This is a genomic window from Flectobacillus longus, from assembly GCF_030056705.1.
Taxonomy (GTDB): Bacteria; Bacteroidota; Bacteroidia; order Cytophagales; family Spirosomataceae; genus Flectobacillus; species Flectobacillus longus.
The window spans coordinates 80,374-101,042 of record NZ_JASHIC010000013.1 but is presented as its reverse complement, the minus strand read 5'-3'; the positions used below and the strand labels follow the sequence as shown (position 1 = coordinate 101,042).

Here is a 20,669-nt window from a genome sequence, read left to right as displayed (position 1 = left end):
TATTAGAATACTACAAGGTATTTATTTCCTACATCTCTTTCGCAATAATACTTCTAGTGATCAGGACTTCTTTTTCTAATTCCTGGATGATTTGCTGGAAATAATCATAATCAAACTCTTCTCGTTTCTCTAGTTTTTCGGCTAAATATGCTAATTCATCAAAACCACTAGATAGCGCAGTTCCTTTGAGCTTATGTGCCAGTGACTTAATACCACTAAGGTTTTGCTGGGCAAATAATTCATGTAACTCTATCAAAAACTCTTGTAATTGTCTGTCTGCAATTTCAAGTAACTGACTCATAAATACAGTGTCATTTCCTAATCTATGAGACAAATCCAGTTTATTAAAATGGATTTTTTCATTAGAAGATGCGCTTTCTTCTTTAACAGTCATTGGCTCCAAGTTGGGTTCAAGATTGAGCCATTCTTGAAGGGCTTTTTCCAAAGCTCCTTTTACAATAGGTTTGGTAATATAATCATTCATACCTGCCTCTAGGCATTTATCTCTTTCGCCTTTTACGGTTCCTGCGGTTAAGGCAATAATAGGCGTTTTCATTTTACCATTTTCATGTTCACGAATCAAGCGCGTTGCTTCGTAACCACTCATAATAGGCATTTGAACGTCCATTAGAATAATATCTACCCAATTGAGCTTAAACAAATCTACAGCAACTTTGCCATTTTCAGCCTCCAAAAGTTTGGCTTGTGGTAAGAGCCCTTTTACAATCGTTCGAGCCAGCATCATGTTTACGGGGTTATCCTCCACAATCATGATGTTTATTTCTTCAGCACTGAGCCATGGTGGAGCTTCTGGCGTTAGGTTTTCTCCTGCATGAAGCGAATCCAACTGCGATAAAGCATTGAAAAGATTACTTAAGCCAATAGGTTTCATTAATCTTTGCTTCACCGAATATGTTTTGCAGGCATCTATAATTTCTTGGTTGTCTGACGAACTGCATAACAAAAGAATATCTTGTTTTTCGGGTGTGTAGTCAGGCAGTTTTCGAATGTGTTTGATACTTTCGAGACCATCCATGTATGGCATGTGGTAGTCCATCAACACCAAATCATATTTGCGACCTTCTTTCAGGAAATCTAAAGCCTGAATACCATTTTCAGCTTCGTCAGTGGCAATGGACTTAATCGCCAACATTTCTTTTAAAATATGTCGGTTGTTGGCGTTGTCATCTACAATCAATACTTTCTGTAGTTTTTCCAAATTATCCCATTGCAATGGGTCTCCTTCTTCAGCTTTTACGGTGATTTCGAAGTAAAATGTACTCCCAATTCCTTTTTTACTCTTGAGTTGGAGGGTACTTTTCATTAAGCCCAAAAGCTTATTTGAAATGGTTAAGCCTAGGCCTGTACCTCCAAATTTGCGAGTTGTAGATTCATCTTCTTGTGAAAAAGCATTAAAAATTTTAGCCTGATTGGCTTCGTCAATCCCGATACCTGTATCTCTTACCGAAAACTTAAAATGCCATTCACCTTCATTATAACTTTGGTATGCTTCTACTTTTAACTCTACCTCTCCTTGGGTGGTAAACTTGACAGCATTGCCCAAAAGGTTTACTAAAATTTGTCTTAAACGAATAGGATCAGTCCAGACAAATCTTGGAATATCATGAGAAATATTGAGAAGGACTTCAAGCTTTTTGCTGTCCGCCTGAAAAGCTATCATACTGATAATCTGATTGCCTAGGTCGAATATGTCAGTTTTTTCGATTGATAATTCTAGTTTACCAGCTTCAATTTTCGAGAAATCAAGAATATCATTGATAATATCCAATAACGAATTTGCCGATTGCGAAACCGTCGACATATACTTTTTTTGAGTTTCCTCAAGTTTGGTTTTCATCAACAAGTCCGTAAAACCAATAATGCCATTTAATGGAGTCCTGATCTCGTGACTCATATTGGCCAAAAATTCAGATTTCGCTCTTGCGCCTTGTTCAGCTAGTTCTTTAGAATTACGTAACGAAAAGGCAAAACGATAAGTTAAAATCAGGTTTTGGAAAAAGATAAAACCGAGATAGCCCATCGAGAAATAAATCGGATAATAATCAATTACTTGGTAATGTCCTAAAATACTAAGGCTGATAGCTATTCCAAAAAAAGCCATACTCAGCATAGCGTAAACTGTACCTTGTCGTTTGTTAAAATAGGCTCTAACTACCGTAAGTAAATTATATCCAACAAAAACTAATACTAAATAATAGAAAAGGTTTGCACTGTAGGTAAACACATGAATAGGAGCTGCAAGCATCATAATGAAAAATGCCAAGCTTACTCCTGCCATAAAATAGATAAAAAGGTCGTCGGTTTCGTCTGGATAAAGTTTTCTTAAAAATAAACTGTAAATGAATATACTCAAAAACATAGCGCCATATTCGAGATGGATTGTCAAATGCCAGTCAAGACTAGGGAATAAATAATGGAAAAAATAAAGATTATCTACGCCAATTACTCGATATACAAAGAGCAAACAAAATACGCCAAAATAGAGTACTTCTTTTTCGTGTTGCCCCATCAGATACAAGCCAAAAAACAATAAGCCTCCCATTACCAAAATACCTGTTAGAAGCATATCTGAAGCTAATTCTAACTCACGATCGTGATAAATACTACTAGGAACTCCGATTTTGATAGGACGAGCAGCACCACCTTTATAGTGGTCAAAATTAGCGATTTGAATTACCAAGTCTAGGGTGTCTTTTTGCACAGCACATACTTGTACCTGAGGTAGCCAGTGAGGCTCATAATGTGCTTTGTCTTTGGCGACTATACCGTTGTGGGCTATTTCTACATCATTGACCCAAAAACGATAACTGGTATAAATAGAAGGAATTGAAAAGGCTAATACTGGTGTTTTTCGAGCATCAAGAAGTAATCTCAGATGATACGTTGCATAGCCATAAGCCTTGGCCGACTCATTGACTTGAGGGATTTCATTCCAAACTTTGGTAAATTTTATGAAGTAATCAGGTTGATGTTGCTGAACTTGTTGAAGTGTAAAAAGTTTTTTCCAATAAAATGCCCACTCTCCATCTAAAGAGATGGGAGCATGTTCGCTTAAATTTACACTTCTCAAATCTATTTGTCCCGAATTAGTAGCGTAAATATTATCAAAAATAGTAAGTAGGCTTATAATAAGCACCAATCGTCTTAGGAGATGGATATGCTTTGTTTTTCCACTCAAGAACCTCATAGTCGCTTGGTTAGATGTTTTCAAGATTTCTTAAGGGGGGCTTTATATAAAGTAAAAGGTAATTAATAAGAAAAAAATGCTCCCTTAATTTCTGCAATTGTATTGTAAAATACGACGTTTGTATGAAATAAGCTAATTCTATGCCAATAATTTATGTTTATAAAACTTGGTTAAATAAATACTAAAAGATCGTTTTTTTCAAAATAAAAATGAAGAAATAAAAGTAACAGTGTAGTGTTAAGAGTGATGAAATTGTGTTGTTTAAAGAAGTTTATCAAACACTTTATTCGTTAATTGATTAAGTTTCAATTTTATCTGTTTTATTCTGAAACATTAAACAGAATACGAGTCGTATTTTCTGAAAATAGAATAAATGTATCCCCAATACTAGTGGATACCTTTATGAAGGTAAATACCTGATAAATAAATCTACTCTTTCTCCTGAATGTTAATCCTCGACTTTGACTAGTGCTGTGGTTACCACCTGTGCCATGGCCTCAGCCGAATCACAGCTGACAAGATGACGGAAAGGATGTAGTAAGTGTTCGCCATAAAAATCATCATATTCTGCCTCGTAGGTCATACTATAAACACTATTGCAAAGCCAAAGTTGATAATGCTTTTTACGAATATCATAAAGTACGATAGGGTTAATTTGATTGGGCTGTCTTTCAAAGCATACTAGCATAACAGGGTGGTCAAGTAAGCCTAATCCATTGAGAGAAGGTACTAGATTGGCATCAAAGTATTCATAATGACATACTTTGCTGATTTGTCCAGCTTGTTCAATTAACCTTTGAAGTTCTTGTAAGCGTTCTTGAATCTCGACCAAAGGTGTATTACTAGCCGAAAACGCTGAAATAGGATACCATTGATTATCTCGAAAATCAAGGAATTCCATGGCTGTTTTAGCAAGATCGAGCTTATAATCAAAAAGACGATACCCTGGTACAAAATAGCCTGGATAAAAAAACGTTAGCCCACGTTTAGTACAGAAGTCTATTTTCAGAAACATCAAGTATTTGCCAAGACTATGTTTTTTGTAATCGGGATCGTAAAAACAAGAGATACCTGCACTGCTATCATGTCCTAAATCAAAAAAACCTGTAGCAATGAGTTTTTCTTGGTCATAAACATTGACTTCGTAAGCATTAAAAATGTCTCTTTTTGTATTATTAAAAAGTAATTGTTCTAAAGAATTCGAGGTTTCGAAAGTTATATGGCTACGATATTTATCAAATAGAGCCTCTTGAATCGGTTTGATTTTAGCGGGCTGAATTTCAACGTCAAATTTACTATTGAGTTTTTGAAGTTTACTTTTGGTTGTAGGAAATTCTGCTTCGAGAAGGTTTATTCTAAGCCAAAGCGCACTGTAGAATACATGGTTAAATTTTAGAAAGTTTGTCGTAAAAATACTTTGCCCCATTCTAAACCACCCATCGGCCAGATAATGGTCAAGTTCATGGGCATCAATAAACAAAGGGTTTTCAATTTCTGCAAACATTTCTTTTAATAGTAGTTAACACACAAATTTAAGGATTTTAATCCAAAGGCCATTAGATATTGGCTATGGCTATCGACTTTGAAGTACAGATTTGTCATCAAATTTATCCAAAATCACGTCGATAGCCATATTTTGAAGCTTATTTACTGCAATGCTTGTCCTTCAAACTCAATACCATCCCAGCCAAATTGGATAAAATTACGGATATTTCGATGGTCTGTTCCCGCTGGATTCTGCAAAACATCATTACGATAAAATGCACCAAAACACGCTAAGGTTTCTTCTTGACTCAAAGCATTGAGTTTGGCAAATGAAAATACTTTGCACGAGCCAGAGTTTTGACCCGCTTCGTTAATGGTATTTCCATTACGAAATTTTGTTGGTTGGAATTGGTATGAGGCATCAATTACCGCAATTACTTCCTGAAATTCGATAGTTTCAGGATTAGTTTTTATTTTTTCAATTAAAGAAGTAACAGACATATTTTAGATGTTTTTTGCCGTGAAGATAGATGATGTAAGCCAATAATCAGGAAATTGTTTGAAATAAAAGGCTCTTTTGAGGATTCATGAATAGAAAAAAATATTAAAAATATCGAGACTTTTTTCGAAAAATGCTTAGTAATTATTATAAATACAAATTACTATTTGAGAATATCTTTATATAAAATGGTAATTTGATATACATGCTAAATCCTTGAAAATAAACTGAGAACTACGGCACGAATATTGTTATAAGCATCATATTGCTGATTGATATAAGTGAAGAATATTCAGGGTAATGTTTGCTTATCCTTACACCAAACTTTAAAGTTATTCAGTTAACTTAACCGCCGTACTGAATTTACTGAGTCTATTGTCATATTTGGTGAACTAAAATGTATTACGAAAATAACAATAGCCCTAATATATGTTTGAAATAGTGTCAAAAAAATGTGCTAAGTAGATTTTACTATTGGTTTGGTTGTCTTCAAATTGATTAATGCTTCTCCTACCATAACCTACACATCTTAGTTGCACAAATGTCCTTGTTGGATACTATCCATTTAAGGAAGAGACATACCCTTTTATTTTACCAAACAATCTCTCTACTATGTACATTTTGCCAAGAGTAGTATTATTCTGTGCTATTTTCATCTGTATTGCTGAAAAAGCGGCCGCCCAAGATGTTAGTATAAATATTTTGAATCAACCTGCTGCTGTAGCCAAAGGCTCTAGTATTGGGCGAGTCACAATTGATATTTGCAACAACGATGGAGGTACCCGAACGGCTGTATCTAATAAATTAAGACCCCTTATTAGCTTGCCAAGCTCTTTGGTTGGTACTTCGGTTGTTCCTATTAATATTACAGGATGGACTATATTGGCCAATGATGGTCAGACTATTCGTTTAGAAAATAACTTACCTATTGCTCCAGGCACTTGTAGTCAAATAGAGATTGGTTATACGGGTGTAAACATTGGAGGTCCGCTAACCATCACTGGAACACTAGGATTTAATGGTCCGCAAACGACAGGTAATCTATCTGGTAACGACAATAGTACAACGTCTATCACAGTATATCTTGATACTGATAACGATGGTGTTGCAGATAGCCTTGATTTGGATGATGATAACGATGGTATTTTGGATACTGTCGAAAATACACAAATAAATACAGATACCGATGGCGATGGTATTCCTAATCGAATTGACTTGGATAGCGACAACGATGGTATCAATGACGTAATCGAAGGAGGAGGTACCGATGCCGATTTTGACGGAATTGCAGATGGTGTTGTTGGCGTAACGGGAATACCTGCAAGTGCTGGCACTGGTTTGGCATTGTTCGATACAGACTTAGATACTCGCAAAAATCCGTATGACTTAGATAGTGACAATGATGGAATTAATGATATCATAGAAAATGGTAATGTAGAATTGATTGATGCCAATGGTGACGGAATTGTTGATGGAACCGATAGTGACCTTGACGGTATTATGAGTAGTGCCGATGGAAGCGCCAATTGGGGTGATACTAGCGACCCTGTTCCTCTCAATAGCGATGGTACAACAGGAGCAGATTATCTAGACTTAGATAGCGATAACGATGGCCTATCAGACTTACTCGAAAGTGGCATTACTAATGCCACAGCTTTGGATATGAATGGCGATGGTAAGATTGATAGTATTATAGACCTCGATGCCGACGGAATTATTGTCACAGTCGATGGGTCTACCAGTTATGGTGATGCTGGTAGTCCAACCGCCCCAGATATAAATAACTCAGGTACCCCGGATTATCGAGAATCTGACCCAGATATGGATGGTGACGGAGTTTCAAATACTCAAGAGATAGCAGATGGTACAAATTATACAGATGGATGTAGCTACAATGCCGCCAATCAAATATTAGCTAATACTTCCACATTATGGCAAAATACCGACTGTGACGGGGATGGCGTAAATAATTACAAGGAGCTTATAGGCATAGATAATAATGCCTTGACTATCCTCGATAATACTAATCCTAAGGATGGATGTAGTTATAATACCATTGACCAAGTGTACGCTTCTACAACATTGGCATGGAAAACCTTGGATTGTGATGGCGATGGACTTATCAACAAAGAAGAAATAGACCCTAATAACGATGGTATCGCTGATGTGACCGCCACTAATCCTAAGAATCCAGATACAGATGGTGACGGTTACAATGACAAAATAGATGCCTGTCCACTCGTAGTAGGTATTGCACCAGATGGTTGTCCTCTAGATACGGATAACGACGGTTTAGCAGATGTAACAGATTTGGACGATGATAATGATGGTATTCTAGATACCGTAGAAAATGCACAAACCAATGCAGATACCGATGAAGATGGCACTCCTAATCAAATTGACTTAGATAGTGATAATGATGGTATCAGAGATGTAGCCGAAACTTTGGGTATAGATTTGAATGAAGATGGAATGATAGATGGTCCCGTTAATCCGCAAGGAGTGCCATTAGCAGCGGCTGGAGGGTTAGGGCTAATACCACCAGATACCGACCTTGATGGTAAACCTAATCCCTATGATGTAGATAGTGATAATAATGGAATTTCGGATCTTTTAGAAGCTGGTCTAAACCCTAATTGGGATTTGGACGACGATGGCAAAATCGATTGTACAGGTAACTGTGATACCGACGGAGATGGTGTTCCAAATGTATCTGATGGTTCATCTAGTGACTGGAAAGATGCACCTATTCCAGACCTGACCCCTACTACCGAAATTAATAACTTAGAATTTACGGGGTCTTTTAATGCAAAAGATATTATTGTAAATGTTTTTGAAAAAAACAATGTCCAAAATATGTCAGGGAATATCACTGGATTTAGAATTACAAAAATCTCAGGGTTTGATATTACTTATTCTATCAACACAGGAACGTCTGATGTTATGGGAGGCTCTACTAATAGCAACAGTGATTGGATATTCTCAGAAAATACCAACTTTATCATAGTGATGGCAAAACCTGGAATTAGTATTCCTCAAAATAGCTTTAAGAAAATAGGGTTTACAGTTACTCGAAGAGAAGGAATTCCATCAAATACCAGTCAAAATATTACAGTAACGATTCTTTACGGTTCGGGAGGAGAGGGGCGTGTAGATAATAATATTGTAGAAACTAAAATCACTGCTAATTAAGCAAAGTGATTAATAATTGAGATTCTAGATAAAGAAACAAAAAAAAGCTCAGAAATTTCTTTCTGAGCTTTTGCGGTCTGGACGGGACTCGAACCCGCGACCCCATGCGTGACAGGCATGTATTCTAACCAACTGAACTACCAAACCGTTTTGTTGATGCAAAATTAGTACTTATTTCTTACAATGCAAATGCACCTTAAGCAGTTTTATGAAAGTTTTTTGTAATGGTTACTATAACTCTCTCATTATCTGATTAAAATGGAGATGAAAAAAAATGATTTTTTTTCGTAAAAAAATGCACCAACATATTAAAAACAGCTATAACCTATGAATTATGCTTGAAATTGTAGTTGCTTTGCAAGTTCAAAATACTTTTTAAAACACTGAAAAGTGATATCTGCATCTTCCAAAGCATTATGTACTTGGTCTTGGCGATGAATCCCAAAATAATCTGCTACAGACTTGAGACTGTAAGATTGTGGCGTTTTCATTTTGTTGTTTTCAAAAACCTGAAACATCAATACCGAAATACTTAGCAAATCAACTAACTTGAATGAAAACGGCCAATCAATATTGAGGTCGTCATAGCTAGCCTTTAGAAAATTGATATCGTTGATGACACTTTGCCCACAGATAACCACATCATGTAAGCGTTCATGACTGTCACGACGAAGTGTTTTGCGTATCCATGTCTCAAAGTCTTCTAAAGCATCATACGACGAAGGCGCATCTTCCAGATCTTCGAGTGAAATACCATGAATTTTTTCAGAATAACTCGAAAAAGTTTCTTCGTTATCTGGATATACGAGCGTTTCAAATTTAGAAAGCACTTTCCAATCATTATCCGCCAAAACAGCGCCAATCTGAATGATGTCATGGTAGCCGGCTTCTTGACCAGACATTTCTAAATCGAGTATCAAATAAGGCATACGATTTAATATTAGGTTTGTAAAAAATCTCATAATTTGCCTTATTAATAAAGGCAAACTACAAATTTAAGAGAAGCATCTAAAGACTAAGCAAAAGAAGCCGAAAAGTATATCTAATCAGCGTAAATCACGTGTTTGTGGATCAAAATAGAAATTTGATTCGTGAAAGTTATATTTTTGGTAGCCTTTCAAAAAATACTTGGTTACAAAAGTATCTTGTAAAGCCTTTAGTGGAATCACAAATAATTCGTCGGGCTCGTAAGGTGAATAACCTACGCCAATCACCACAAATACTGGAATACGAAAACGTTGTGCATAGTGCTTATAATTTTCGAGTTGATAAGGCTTGCACCACTCAATACCATCACGGTAATAGTCACTACGGTATTTACATTCTACGGCAAACGTTTGAGTGATATTTCGAAAACTGAATTCGAACGTTAGGTCAGGATAAGTAGTGGTTTCGGCATATTGTCCATTTACAAACTTATCACCTCGCCATTCTTTGACACGAAATAAGTTTCGAGAAAACTTTTGAACAACATATTTTTCGAAAGCCTCACCCTTTTCATATTTGAGTGAGTGATCTGTGGAGGGTGTATAATCAGGCTTATAATCATCGTACTTCTGAGGGGCTTGCTGAGAATTTTTATCCTTAAAAAATATAAAAACGATTGCCCCAAAAATCAAAAACAAAATTCCTAAAGTCATAAATATTGGTGTGGTGCTGGTATTGAGGAGGTTGTAGGTGTATTTGTTATCAGCTATTTTTAAACTTTAACATATCATTAATCCGCAAACCTCTTTTTATTAGGCAAAATTAAACTGTATTTTGATAACTCTGAGATTTTCGAAAAACTTTGTTTGTATTGCGTACAAATCTAGTCACTTGATAAGTAGGAAATGTAATCGCATTTGATGGTGACCTAAGAATACATGATAAATTAAGGTTTATCTAATGTATGAAGTATGCTTAATTGTATGTTTAGCTGAATGGCTTTATATGAGCAGTCAAAAGAAGCTTGTGAATTTTACAGATTTAGTTAGAGTTTGAAGATGGTTTGAAATTAGGCAATCCATTTATACTTTCTATTTTTGATAACATTATCTATGATTTTAAAATAAAGTATTTAGATAATGATAACGTAAAATTGCACTGAGAAAAGACTGTTTAGACAAAAGTCTGACCTTATTGGCTATTACCTGTATTAGCCAGCTTTTTGTATTTGTTGGGGAAAAAGTAATTAAAACTTTTTGAATAAAGAATCGACATTCCTCCAGATGTAAAAGTTTGATATTGAGTGTTTAAGGTGCCTAATATAGAAGTTTGTACATTTCTGTTATAGGTCTTCAAACGCAAACTTCCATCACGCTGAATAAACCACTCCAAAGACCAGTCACCAATCAAGGATAGTGCATTGGTTTGGTTTAATGCGGTGGTAAAACCACCACTTCGGGTGATTCTGAACCTATCGTTGAAGTTGTATGAAAAACGTAGCTGTAGGTTGTTAATTAAATCTTGATTTAAGCCACTTCCGTTGAAAGTTAAATCGACATTGAGGTTTTGGTCAATTTTTGAAAATACATTACTCAACTGATTAGAAGCTAATTCCATCAAGTTATTGACCAAATTGACCGAAGCAAAGGCCGCGGCCGAATTGGATACCATTTGTCCCAAAAGTAATACATTGCTCACCTGACGGTTGAGCTCTTGTTCATCGGTACGAATACGGTTTTGAAATGCCGTTACACCTGAGTTAAATTCTGGGTTTTGTGGATAATCATGTAATTTCAAATCGAAACTAATAGCTGGTTGTAATAATCTATCTCGCAACTGAATAATGACATCGACAGGATATCGACGAGTAAATTCTGGTCGGTTTTTGTAGGTCGATGAGCCAGTAGAAACAGTATCAATCACAGAACCCAAATAGTTGACATTTTGCGTATAGGCTGCTCTAATATCAAGCATTGCCTCATACGGATTGCCAGACCAACTAATGCGACTACCTCTTTGAATAGAGAATTTTTTATTGATAATATTCTGGAAAGTAAATGTGTAATCTCCTCTATCAAGGGCATAGTCGCCAGTCATGCTGAAGTCGCCCTTGGTATCAATTTTTAAGTTGATTTTACCCGCTCCGTAGGCTCGCATAATGTCGCCTGTTTGCTTATCAAACTGTACTTCTCCGTAGGCATCAGGCGTAAATTCAAATTTGAAATCCATTCGAATACGACTCGATGTATCTTCTTTTTTCTTCTTCTCGTTCTTGGTTTCGTCTGGATTTTTTGCTGCCAAAAACTCTATTTCTTCTTGACTTCCAGCATCTTGTGCATTGTCTAAAGGAATGTATAGTCGAGTACCTCTATCACTAATCAAATTAGCATCAATCACAATATTGTTGAACGGCCCGTCTATGGATACCTTGCCACTGGCATATCCTGTTCCGTAATAAAGATTATTGTCTCGTTTGGTGGTATTTAGTAATTTGAAGCGTGATAGATTTAAGTTCAATCCTAGCGAAAAGTTGTTGCTACCATCGTAATACACCCCGCCCATTAGCGACGCTTTATTGCCTTCGTCGTCATAAACTGTCATTTTCTTGGCAAAAATTTCATCGACATCAAAGTGGATTTTATCTTCAAAATTCAAGGTAGTTTTGAGATAGTCAAAAAACAAAGAGCCTTTTTTGACATCTATAACACCATTGAAAATAGGGTGGCGGAGGTTGCCTGTTATCTTCAAATCGCCACTGGCTGTACCTTTCAGATTAGAGAAAACTCCTTTGGTAAATGGCTCTAAAATTTGTAAACTAGTTTGGTTCAGATTAGCAGTCAAATTGAGAGAATTACTTTCCTGCATAGGGTCATACGTTCCCTGAAACTTTAGGATATGATTATTGAGGCGTTCGAGATCATAATCCAAACGAACGATATGTGCCTCTTGGTCGTAAATACCAGAACCCTCAAAATTACCAATCAAAAAATTATCTAGGGTAAGTCCTTCTATTCTCAGTTGTGAGTCGGCATTGATATGTTTATATACTTCTTTGAGCGTCACATCGGCATCGACGGTACCACTAATATTTAGGGCTACAACAGGAGCTAGCGTTTCAAGACTAAAGTTTTTAGCCTTAAAATTCATGGCCTCGGTCGAGTCTTCCGAAATTTTTCCATCTAAGGCAATATATTGGTCATCATTGGCAATCATAAAGTTTTGAGCTCCCAAATCTTTCCCCACAATTGTTACTAGGTTTTCGGGATTTATCTGCCAATGTTTGTCTAAAACTTTAAACTCCGACTTGTTGAATTTTAGCGATATACCTTCTTGCATAAAGCCCAATGTTCCATTGAGTGTGGCTTCATTGGTTGTATTTTGCTGGCGAATTTTACTTGTAAAACGAATGCTTGTATCATCGCCCCAAGAGGCCTCTAAATTAAACTTTTCGGTAGGTTCAAGAATGCTGATTTTTTGCTTTTGGGAGTTCAACACTACCGATGCTAACACCGAAGGTGAGTTATAAAATTTGGAAGAGTTGAGGTCAATATGGCTACCGTAAAATTGATAGTTTTTACCCAAGATCAAGGTGTCAATCTTTGATTCTAACGAAAAAGTAGAGGTCGAGCCAATCCCAAAACTGCCTTTAAATTGGGTGTTTTTAGAGATTTTTCCCTCAGGATATACCAGCGCCATAAAAGGATAAAAATCCTTTAACGTCAATAAATAGTCTATCTCATAATTGAGCGGAACGAAATAAGGTTTTTTAGTATAATAGTCATTTCGCTCTTGCTCATTACCCACAAAATAAAGCGAATATTCTTTGACTAATTGCATCAAATCTTGGGTTGCTTTTGAGGGCAAAAACTTTCCTTTGAAAGCAACATCCGCTTGTGGCGATTCTAAAGACCATAATCGTTCTTGAGGCAATACTTTTGAGGTAAATCGTACCGTATCTACATACAAATTTCGAGTATTATAACCCAACACGGTATGATATAGCAAAGCTCCCCCTTTCAGCTTATCGACATTGATACCATCAAATTCAACATCCAAATAGGTAGAAATGCGCCAATCGTCTTTGGTGAAAAATAGATTCCGCAAATTGGCTTTTGTGAGTTTGCCAAAAAGGTCAACTTGTTCTTTTTGATTTCTTAAGTCAACTTTTCCATAAAGGTTAAAAACCAAGTTGGTATCATTCACAATCACCCGACCATCAAAAAGTTGCTTGGCTAGTTTGCCTTTGACATACACATTTTTGTAGTCGTATTTATTAAACTGCAAACTATTAATATCGCCATCAAATTGAAGCTCCGAGTCTTTCCAACTAAAACCATGCCCCTCAATTTTACCATTCAACGAAACATTTCCTAGTAGGGTTTCTTCAAGTAAAGTCCCAATTTTAAACTCATGTGCTTTTACTAGACCTGAATATGTAGATTTGGCAGACTCTGGTTTTAATACCATACTTACATCCACGTCTAATTTTCCAAGTTCAGATTCGAGTAATCCTGTAGTTTTAAATTGCGAAATTGTTCCTGCAAATGTGCCATCAAAGTTAACATAACCAAATTTTTTAATCGCTTTTACAGGGTCAGGACCAATATAGTTTTGTAAATCTTCAACCTGTACATGAGATTTTTTCATCGACAATTTCATGTCGGCTTTTGAGATAGAAGGAAGACCTTTAAAGGCAAAATCACCCCGTAGTTTTGATTTTTTACCAAAGTATAAATCAAAATTTTGGAGCTTAAAATCATTGACAATACCATCAAATTTGCCATTCAGATGATATGAGTCTTTGAATTCATACATATCGTTGACAAATCGCCCCAAGTCATCCGAAGTCACAAATGTCGAATCAAAATTAGCTCGCATCCTGACTTTAGAGTTCCAATGTTTGAAGTCTTTTTGAGATTTAAAAGACATCAAAATTTGATTTTTAACGGTCGAATTATTTAGCTTCAACAATAGATTATCAAAACGCATTTGCGTATCCGAAATCAAGAAATTGGTCGTTAACTCTTTGATTCTTGTATTTGAAAAACGATCATATCCTTTCAAGGTAGTTTTGAAACTTACGGTATCTCGAATTAGGGTAAAGTCATTGAGGTGGGCTTCTAGCTCATGAAGTGTAAAGTGATAATGATCGAAGGATTTTCGACTATTTAGATACGGCTCAGATTCATCATTTAAGGTAAATATTCCATCCTGAATATCAGCTTCTTGGATGATAAAAGGGGAGGGTTTACGATTTTTTGGCTTAGGTTCTTTTGAGGCCGTAAGCTTGTTGATACGACGAATAAATTCATCGATATTCAAATCGCCTTTTTTATCAATGACCAAAACTACCTTTGGACGGAATAAACGAACATAATCGAGTACGTTTTGAGTGCTATCTTGTACCAAACTTTTTAGTTGAAAATCTAAATCTAGTTTTTCAATATCAATCATTTGATAACCTTGATAATCTTTTACACGCACGCCCTCGAGGGTAGCTTCGTCAAAAAAGTGAATCGTAACTTTATCTACCTCGATAGGATAGCCTAAGGCTGCCGAAATTTTTGGGGCAAAATACTGCGCAAGTTGCGTTTGCACATACGAGGTTCTCAACACCGAAACCAACAATACAACCAAAATCATGACCCCTACCAAAGCATAAAGGACTGTTTTAGTTGATATTTTGAGTGCGTTGAAAATCATTTAACTCGAAATGGTAATCGGGGTTGGGTATATGAATCAACGGAATATTCCGCAGAATCAAACTAAGAGATAGATTTGGATGTTATGCTTTTAAAACGAAACAGAAGCAAAAGCCGTATATTAAGTTTAAAGATGTTTACCTGACGTGGTTGCTAAGCTACCTATTTGTCAATGTTAACCAGCTTTGAAAATGATTGGTTATCTTTGTGAAAAATTTTGAAACATGACCATTTTAGCGATAGAATCCTCTTGCGACGACAGTTCAGCAGCCGTTATTATTGATGGCAAACTTCATTCCAATATTGTCGCAAGCCAAGCCATACATCAAAAATGGGGCGGCGTTGTTCCCGAACTTGCCAGCCGTGCCCACCAGCAACATATTGTGCCTGTAGTAGCCGAAGCTTTAGCCACGGCGAAGATAACAAAATCTGACCTAAATGCCATAGCTTTCACGCGTGGACCAGGTCTTTTGGGCTCTTTATTAGTGGGTACTTCTTTCGCCAAAGCTTTGGCGCTTGGTTTAAATATTCCATTGATAGATGTACACCACATGCAAGCTCACGTTTTGGCGCATTTTATCGATGAGCCAAAGCCTCAGTTTCCATTCCTTTGTCTGACTGTAAGCGGTGGTCATACACAAATTGTGTTTGTTCGTTCGCCACTCGACATGGAAATTATTGGCGAAACCCAAGACGACGCCGTTGGTGAAGCTTTTGACAAAACGGCAAAACTGTTGAATTTGCCCTATCCCGGCGGACCGTTAATCGATAAATATGCCAAAGAAGGTAACCCATTGCGCTTTGAGTTTCCGATGGTCGAAATGCAAGGATTGAATTATTCTTTCTCTGGAATCAAAACAGCGTTTTTGTACTTTTTACAGAAAGAAACAGCCAAGAACCCTAATTTTGTTGAGGAAAATATCAAGGATATTTGTGCTTCGATGCAACATACCTTGATTAAAATTTTGCTTCAAAAACTCAAAAAAGCAGCTAAGCAATACAAAATTAAAGATATTGCGATTGCTGGTGGGGTGTCGGCCAATTCAGGCTTGCGTGCCGAATTACAGCGACTAGGAGAGGAGCTAGGTTGGAATGTATATATTCCTCAATTTCAATATTGCACCGACAACGCCGGGATGATTGCAATGGCGGCACATTTCAAAGCAGAGAAAGGTGAATTTTGTGGTCAGGATGTAAGTCCTATGCCACGAATGGCATGGTAAAATGATGTAATAAATAAAGCGTTTTGAGTGATTTTTTTCATTCAAAACGCTTTTACTTTTAAGCAAAAAACGCTTTCATTGCTGACCAAAGGGCTTTTTTGCGTGTCACGTCGTCTTTGATTTCTCCTAAAGCATCTGAATACAAAAATCTTACGCCTTGCACTTCTCGAATCTGATAGGGTGTGAGAGGAATCTCTAATTGTATTCTGAATAAAGATACTCCAAAGGTAAGTAGTTGTCGCAGTGATTTTTGAGTCAAAATATTTTTTAGACTCGTATCGCCTACTTTTGATAAGTCCAATAAGTCTACTTGGTTGATTTGCAATTGAACTGCCCCCAGGATTTTCCCCAAAAGCTCCATTTCTTCTTGATTGATATTATCGACCAGAATCAACACCTGATTTTTAGGATTATATGGGATAAAGTCTGGCACGCTCGCCACAGGAGCAGGTGTTGGTGGCGCTACGGTTTTTTGTACTTTTTCTGGTTGAATTTCTTCAGATACTTTTACAACAGGAACCGTAAGGTCTTGTTTGTTCTCTGTATTAGCAGGAATTTTGTAAATAATGTCTTCTGAAAAAAGATATTGTAAAAAAGATTTATCCATGTGACTCCTAGAAAAAGTGATATTATTAGAGAATGTGGGTATATCTCTAACCAATATACAAATATCGGAATAGCTTTTAGAAAAACCCTACTTATCGAGATACTAACAAATAATTTTTAAGCCTTTTTGCTCATACTTTACCAATAACTCCTTATCTGCTGAGGCATCAGTAATCAATATATCGAGCATATCGAAGGAAGCAAATTGTAGATAAGCTTCTTTTTCGAGCTTAGAGGCATCGCATAATAAAATGACTTCTTGTGCATGCTGGGCAAGAGCTGTCGCAATACTAGCTTCCTTTTCGGAGGCTGCACTCAGTCCTCTAGCCAACGAAATACCATCGATTCCTAAAAATGCTTTATTAGCTTGATAACGAGCGATATGCTCTAGTGCAATTGTTCCATGAATGGCTTGTCGCTCTGCGTCCAGTTCTCCACCAATAAGATTTACGGATACCTCTGTCCCCATTAATTCATACACAATTGGCAACGAATTAGTGATGACTTTGATGCGTTTATGTTTGATAAATTGGCATAAACGAGATACAGTACTTCCGCAATCCAAAAATATCACATCACCTTCTTGTATTAATTGACTAGCTTTTTGGCAGATATAGTCTTTCTCAGCCATGCGGCTAGTGGACTTGTTGGCAAAACTCGTAGGCGCTTGTACCAAACTCATCTTCATAGCTCCGCCATGTGTGCGATACAAAAGACCTTGCTCTGACAAGGTTGCCAAATCTCTTCGAACTGTAATCTCAGAAGTTTGTAACAATTCGGCTAAGTCCTTGACTTCCACCGAGCCTTTTTCTTCGACCGTTTGTAAAATAAGCTGTTTGCGGAGTTGGTAATTCATAGAAAATTTAGTTGTTTTGAATAATTAATCAAAAATAATCATTTTTAATCAAAAATAATCAAATTTGTTTTATGACTTCTTCCATCAAAATTATCGACGAAAAGCTTTTGTCTGACAATTGGTACATTTTAAAAAAATATACGTTTGAATATCAACGCAAAAATGGCATTGTCGAAACCCAATCTCGTGAGGTTTATGACCGAGGTAATGGCGCTACCATTCTTTTATACAATAGTCAGAAAAAAACGGTGATTTTGACTCGACAATTTAGAATTCCCACTTATGTCAATGGCAACAAAGACGGAATGCTTATCGAAGCTTGCGCAGGCTTGCTCGACCAAGATGAGCCTGAAACTGCTATCAAGCGAGAAACTGAGGAAGAAACGGGTTATCGTATTTCGGAAGTAGAAAAAGTTTTTGAAGCCTATATGAGTCCAGGTTCGGTAACTGAAATTTTATATTTCTTTATTGCTGAGTATTCACAAGAAGACGTTGCAAATGAAGGTGGGGGAGTTGAAGACGAAGAAATAGATGTCCTTGAATTACCTTTTGAGCAGGCCTTAGATATGGTAAAAACAGGCGAAATAAAAGATGGAAAAACAATTATGTTGTTGCAGTATTTACAACTACATAAAAATTTCTAATCGAGTGATTGGTGATTGAGTGCATGAGTGATTATTTTAAGATGAATTTCATTTGCAGATACACCAAATTTTGCATCTAAAGAGGTGTTTTTTAAGAGACTATCAAAAAAGGCGTTCGAAAACTCATTTCGAACGCCTTTTTTGATGAATAGTTTGACAATAAGCTCAGTTCTAAAATTAGAAATGACTCATGTCAAACTTAGCAATTAGCTTACTGCTAAAAGCCCTAAGTCGATAGTTTATGCTAACGCACCTCTCAACACACACTCATCACGGTCAGGACCAGTAGAGATAAAGTTGATTGGTAAGCCTAATTTTTCTTCCAAGAAAGCAATATAGCCTGTCAATTCAGCAGGAAGGCTTTCGAAAGTTCTTAAGCCAGCCAAAGACGTGTTCCATCCTTTCAATGTTTCGTAGATAGGCTCTACTTGTGTATCTGTTAAATCGTAAGGCAATTGCTCAGTGATAGTACCATCTGGCAATTTGTAAGCCGTACAAATGTTGATCTCTTCGAAAATATTCAATACGTCAACCTTCATCATGACTAATTGTGTAACGCCATTGATCATCATCGCATATTTCAATGCAGGAAGATCAATCCATCCACAACGACGAGGACGACCTGTAGTTGAACCAAACTCACGACCTTCTTGACGCATACGTTCACCTACCTCGTCAAGCAATTCCGTAGGGAAAGGACCTGAACCAACACGTGTCGCATAAGCTTTGAAGATACCATAAACCTCACCAATGTTTTTTGGAGCAACGCCCAAACCTGTACAAGCACCTGCTGTAACAGTATTTGAAGAAGTTACGAAAGGATACGAACCAAAATCTACATCAAGCAAAGAGCCTTGAGCACCTTCAGCCAAGATAGTTTTTCCTTCTGCCAAAGCATTGTTTACAGAATATTCAGAATCTACCAAGTTGAATTGTTTCATAAATTCAACAGCTTCGAAGAACTCTTGTTCAGCAGCAGTCAAATCATATTCAAACTGATAAACATCTAAAATACCCTTATGACGAGCTACAAGCGCATCATATTTTGCTTTAAAGTTTGGTGAAATAATATCTCCAACACGCAAACCTTGACGAGAAATTTTATCTGTGTAAGTAGGACCGATACCTTTTAGAGTAGATCCGATTTTGGCGTCACCTTTAGCTTTTTCGTAAGCTGCATCTAGCAAGCGGTGAGTAGGAAGGATAATAGAAGCTTTTTTTGAAACTTCGAGGTTTTGTTGCAAGCTCAAATTGTACTTTGCAAGACCATCGATTTCTTTTTTGAAGATGATTGGGTCAAGAACCACACCGTTACCGATGATGTTTTGAACCTCTTGACGAAAAATTCCTGAAGGAATTTGATGCAAAACATGTTTGAATCCGTCGAATTCTAATGTGTGTCCAGCATTAGGGCCACCTTGAAAGCGGGCAACAACTTGATATTTAGGAGCTAAAACGTCAACGATCTTACCTTTACCTTCATCGCCCCACTGCAAACCCAACAATACATCTACTGCCATTTTTATTACTTGGTATCACAGGCTACGCCCGTATTTAGAGTTACGAAATTTTACAGGCCATTGCCTGCGGTACAAAATGAAAGGCAAAGATAACTAATCTTATTAGGAAAAGCCCTTATCTACAGAGGAAATTTGAGAATTCTCTGAGGTATTATACTTATGATACTCCAGAGAATTCCTTTCTAATGGTCAGATTCGCCATTAACAGAAAGCTGTTGTTGAAGAGCTTTTTTGTGTTCACAATCCGTTTTGGTACATGAACCATAAAAAATCAACGAATGGTGCATTACATTGAATTGTAGCATTTCGCCCACCATCGACTGAATTGTTTGAACACGTGGGTCGCAAAACTCAGTTACATGATGACAATCTGTACAAATCAAGTGGTCATGTTGGCGACGACCATAAGATTTTTCATATTGTGCGATATTTCTACCAAATTGATGTTTGGAAACCAAATCACATTCTACTAATACATCTAAGGTATTATATACAGTTGCACGCGAAACCTGATACTTCTTATTCTTCATCGAAATATAAAGCTCCTCCACATCAAAATGGTCGTCACGTGAGTAAATCTCTTCCAAAATCGCAAAGCGTTCTGGCGTTTTTCTCAGCCCTTTATTCTCAAGATATGCTGTAAAAATTTTCTTTACAGCCTCCAAATTAGCGTTTGATGGCATTGTTTAATGGCTTCGGTGTTTAGTTTATGAAAAGCTGGTTCAATGTCCAAAAACTAAACACTCAATAATTCATGAAGATTCAATTTTAGACTAAATCTATTCTTTATACAAAATAACTCATTTT

Annotated in this window: 13 protein-coding genes and 1 tRNA gene; 3 read left to right on the top strand and 11 right to left on the bottom strand. The window is 36.7% G+C overall.

Annotated features, from left to right (window positions below):
- Nucleotides 1-28: 28 nt before the first annotated feature.
- The 3 genes from QM491_RS11005 to QM491_RS10995 all read right to left on the bottom strand — a co-directional run bounded on the left by QM491_RS11005 (nt 29) and on the right by QM491_RS10995 (nt 5,194).
- Nucleotides 29-3,232 (bottom strand): response regulator, encoded by a 3,204-nt coding sequence (locus QM491_RS11005; RefSeq protein WP_283327545.1) that lies wholly within the window; start codon nt 3,230-3,232, stop codon nt 29-31.
- Between the two features lie 424 nt (nt 3,233-3,656).
- The gene (locus QM491_RS11000; protein ID WP_283327544.1) at nt 3,657-4,712 is read right to left on the bottom strand and encodes an arginyl-tRNA--protein arginylyltransferase; all 1,056 of its coding nucleotides are present in this window, start codon (nt 4,710-4,712) and stop codon (nt 3,657-3,659) included.
- 143 nt (nt 4,713-4,855) lie between these two features.
- Nucleotides 4,856-5,194, bottom strand: a complete 339-nt coding sequence (locus tag QM491_RS10995) for a HopJ type III effector protein (RefSeq protein WP_283327543.1) — start codon at nt 5,192-5,194, stop codon at nt 4,856-4,858.
- Between the two features lie 610 nt (nt 5,195-5,804).
- On the opposite strand from QM491_RS10995, the gene QM491_RS10990 reads away from it, so the two are divergent.
- A complete protein-coding gene (locus QM491_RS10990; protein WP_283327542.1) occupies nt 5,805-8,384 on the top strand; it encodes a hypothetical protein in 2,580 nt (859 codons plus the stop codon).
- Nucleotides 8,385-8,457: 73 nt separating this feature from the next.
- Here QM491_RS10990 and QM491_RS10985 read toward each other — a convergent pair.
- The 4 genes from QM491_RS10985 to QM491_RS10970 all read right to left on the bottom strand — a co-directional run bounded on the left by QM491_RS10985 (nt 8,458) and on the right by QM491_RS10970 (nt 15,014).
- Nucleotides 8,458-8,531: transfer RNA gene (locus QM491_RS10985), tRNA-Asp, on the bottom strand.
- Between the two features lie 185 nt (nt 8,532-8,716).
- On the bottom strand, nt 8,717-9,313 hold the full coding sequence (locus tag QM491_RS10980) for a 3'-5' exonuclease (protein WP_283327541.1): 597 nt from the start codon (nt 9,311-9,313) through the stop codon (nt 8,717-8,719).
- Between the two features lie 117 nt (nt 9,314-9,430).
- The gene (locus QM491_RS10975) at nt 9,431-10,024 is read right to left on the bottom strand and encodes a hypothetical protein (RefSeq protein ID WP_283327540.1); all 594 of its coding nucleotides are present in this window, start codon (nt 10,022-10,024) and stop codon (nt 9,431-9,433) included.
- Between the two features lie 478 nt (nt 10,025-10,502).
- Nucleotides 10,503-15,014: a translocation/assembly module TamB domain-containing protein gene (locus tag QM491_RS10970; RefSeq protein ID WP_283327539.1), complete on the bottom strand. Its 4,512-nt coding sequence runs from the start codon at nt 15,012-15,014 to the stop codon at nt 10,503-10,505.
- A 223-nt stretch (nt 15,015-15,237) separates the two neighbouring features.
- On the opposite strand from QM491_RS10970, the gene tsaD reads away from it, so the two are divergent.
- Nucleotides 15,238-16,236, top strand: coding sequence for a tRNA (adenosine(37)-N6)-threonylcarbamoyltransferase complex transferase subunit TsaD (gene tsaD, locus QM491_RS10965; RefSeq protein ID WP_283327538.1), 999 nt, complete (start codon nt 15,238-15,240; stop codon nt 16,234-16,236).
- A 58-nt stretch (nt 16,237-16,294) separates the two neighbouring features.
- Here tsaD and QM491_RS10960 read toward each other — a convergent pair whose 3' ends face one another.
- Entirely contained in the window at nt 16,295-16,843 is a 549-nt protein-coding gene (locus QM491_RS10960; RefSeq protein WP_283327537.1) for a hypothetical protein, read from the bottom strand.
- A 102-nt stretch (nt 16,844-16,945) separates the two neighbouring features.
- Nucleotides 16,946-17,698 (bottom strand): DeoR/GlpR family DNA-binding transcription regulator, encoded by a 753-nt coding sequence (locus tag QM491_RS10955; RefSeq protein WP_283327536.1) that lies wholly within the window; start codon nt 17,696-17,698, stop codon nt 16,946-16,948.
- 71 nt (nt 17,699-17,769) lie between these two features.
- Here QM491_RS10955 and nudK point away from each other — a divergent pair, with 71 nt between their 5' ends.
- Nucleotides 17,770-18,342, top strand: a complete 573-nt coding sequence (gene nudK, locus QM491_RS10950) for a GDP-mannose pyrophosphatase NudK (RefSeq protein ID WP_283327535.1) — start codon at nt 17,770-17,772, stop codon at nt 18,340-18,342.
- 239 nt (nt 18,343-18,581) lie between these two features.
- On the opposite strand, the gene QM491_RS10945 is transcribed toward nudK, so the two are convergent.
- Together QM491_RS10945 and QM491_RS10940 are read right to left on the bottom strand one after the other, a co-directional pair.
- A complete protein-coding gene (locus tag QM491_RS10945; protein ID WP_283327534.1) occupies nt 18,582-19,862 on the bottom strand; it encodes an adenylosuccinate synthase in 1,281 nt (426 codons plus the stop codon).
- A 182-nt stretch (nt 19,863-20,044) separates the two neighbouring features.
- Complete coding sequence (locus QM491_RS10940; protein ID WP_095162259.1) at nt 20,045-20,545, bottom strand: Fur family transcriptional regulator; 501 nt, start codon at nt 20,543-20,545, stop codon at nt 20,045-20,047.
- Nucleotides 20,546-20,669 lie beyond the last annotated feature (124 nt).

Bases quoted from the DNA above. Each gene is read 5' to 3' on its own strand.
- QM491_RS11000 (WP_283327544.1), bottom strand. From the start codon at position 4,712: ATGTTTGCAGAAATTGAAAACCCTTTGTTTATTGATGCCCATGAACTT.
- QM491_RS10995 (WP_283327543.1), bottom strand. From the start codon at position 5,194: ATGTCTGTTACTTCTTTAATTGAAAAAATAAAAACTAATCCTGAAACT.
- QM491_RS10990 (WP_283327542.1), top strand. From the start codon at position 5,805: ATGTACATTTTGCCAAGAGTAGTATTATTCTGTGCTATTTTCATCTGT.
- QM491_RS10980 (WP_283327541.1), bottom strand. From the start codon at position 9,313: ATGCCTTATTTGATACTCGATTTAGAAATGTCTGGTCAAGAAGCCGGC.
- QM491_RS10975 (WP_283327540.1), bottom strand. From the start codon at position 10,024: ATGACTTTAGGAATTTTGTTTTTGATTTTTGGGGCAATCGTTTTTATA.
- QM491_RS10970 (WP_283327539.1), bottom strand. From the start codon at position 15,014: ATGATTTTCAACGCACTCAAAATATCAACTAAAACAGTCCTTTATGCT.
- tsaD (WP_283327538.1), top strand. From the start codon at position 15,238: ATGACCATTTTAGCGATAGAATCCTCTTGCGACGACAGTTCAGCAGCC.
- QM491_RS10960 (WP_283327537.1), bottom strand. From the start codon at position 16,843: ATGGATAAATCTTTTTTACAATATCTTTTTTCAGAAGACATTATTTAC.
- QM491_RS10955 (WP_283327536.1), bottom strand. From the start codon at position 17,698: ATGAATTACCAACTCCGCAAACAGCTTATTTTACAAACGGTCGAAGAA.
- nudK (WP_283327535.1), top strand. From the start codon at position 17,770: ATGACTTCTTCCATCAAAATTATCGACGAAAAGCTTTTGTCTGACAAT.
- QM491_RS10945 (WP_283327534.1), bottom strand. From the start codon at position 19,862: ATGGCAGTAGATGTATTGTTGGGTTTGCAGTGGGGCGATGAAGGTAAA.
- QM491_RS10940 (WP_095162259.1), bottom strand. From the start codon at position 20,545: ATGCCATCAAACGCTAATTTGGAGGCTGTAAAGAAAATTTTTACAGCA.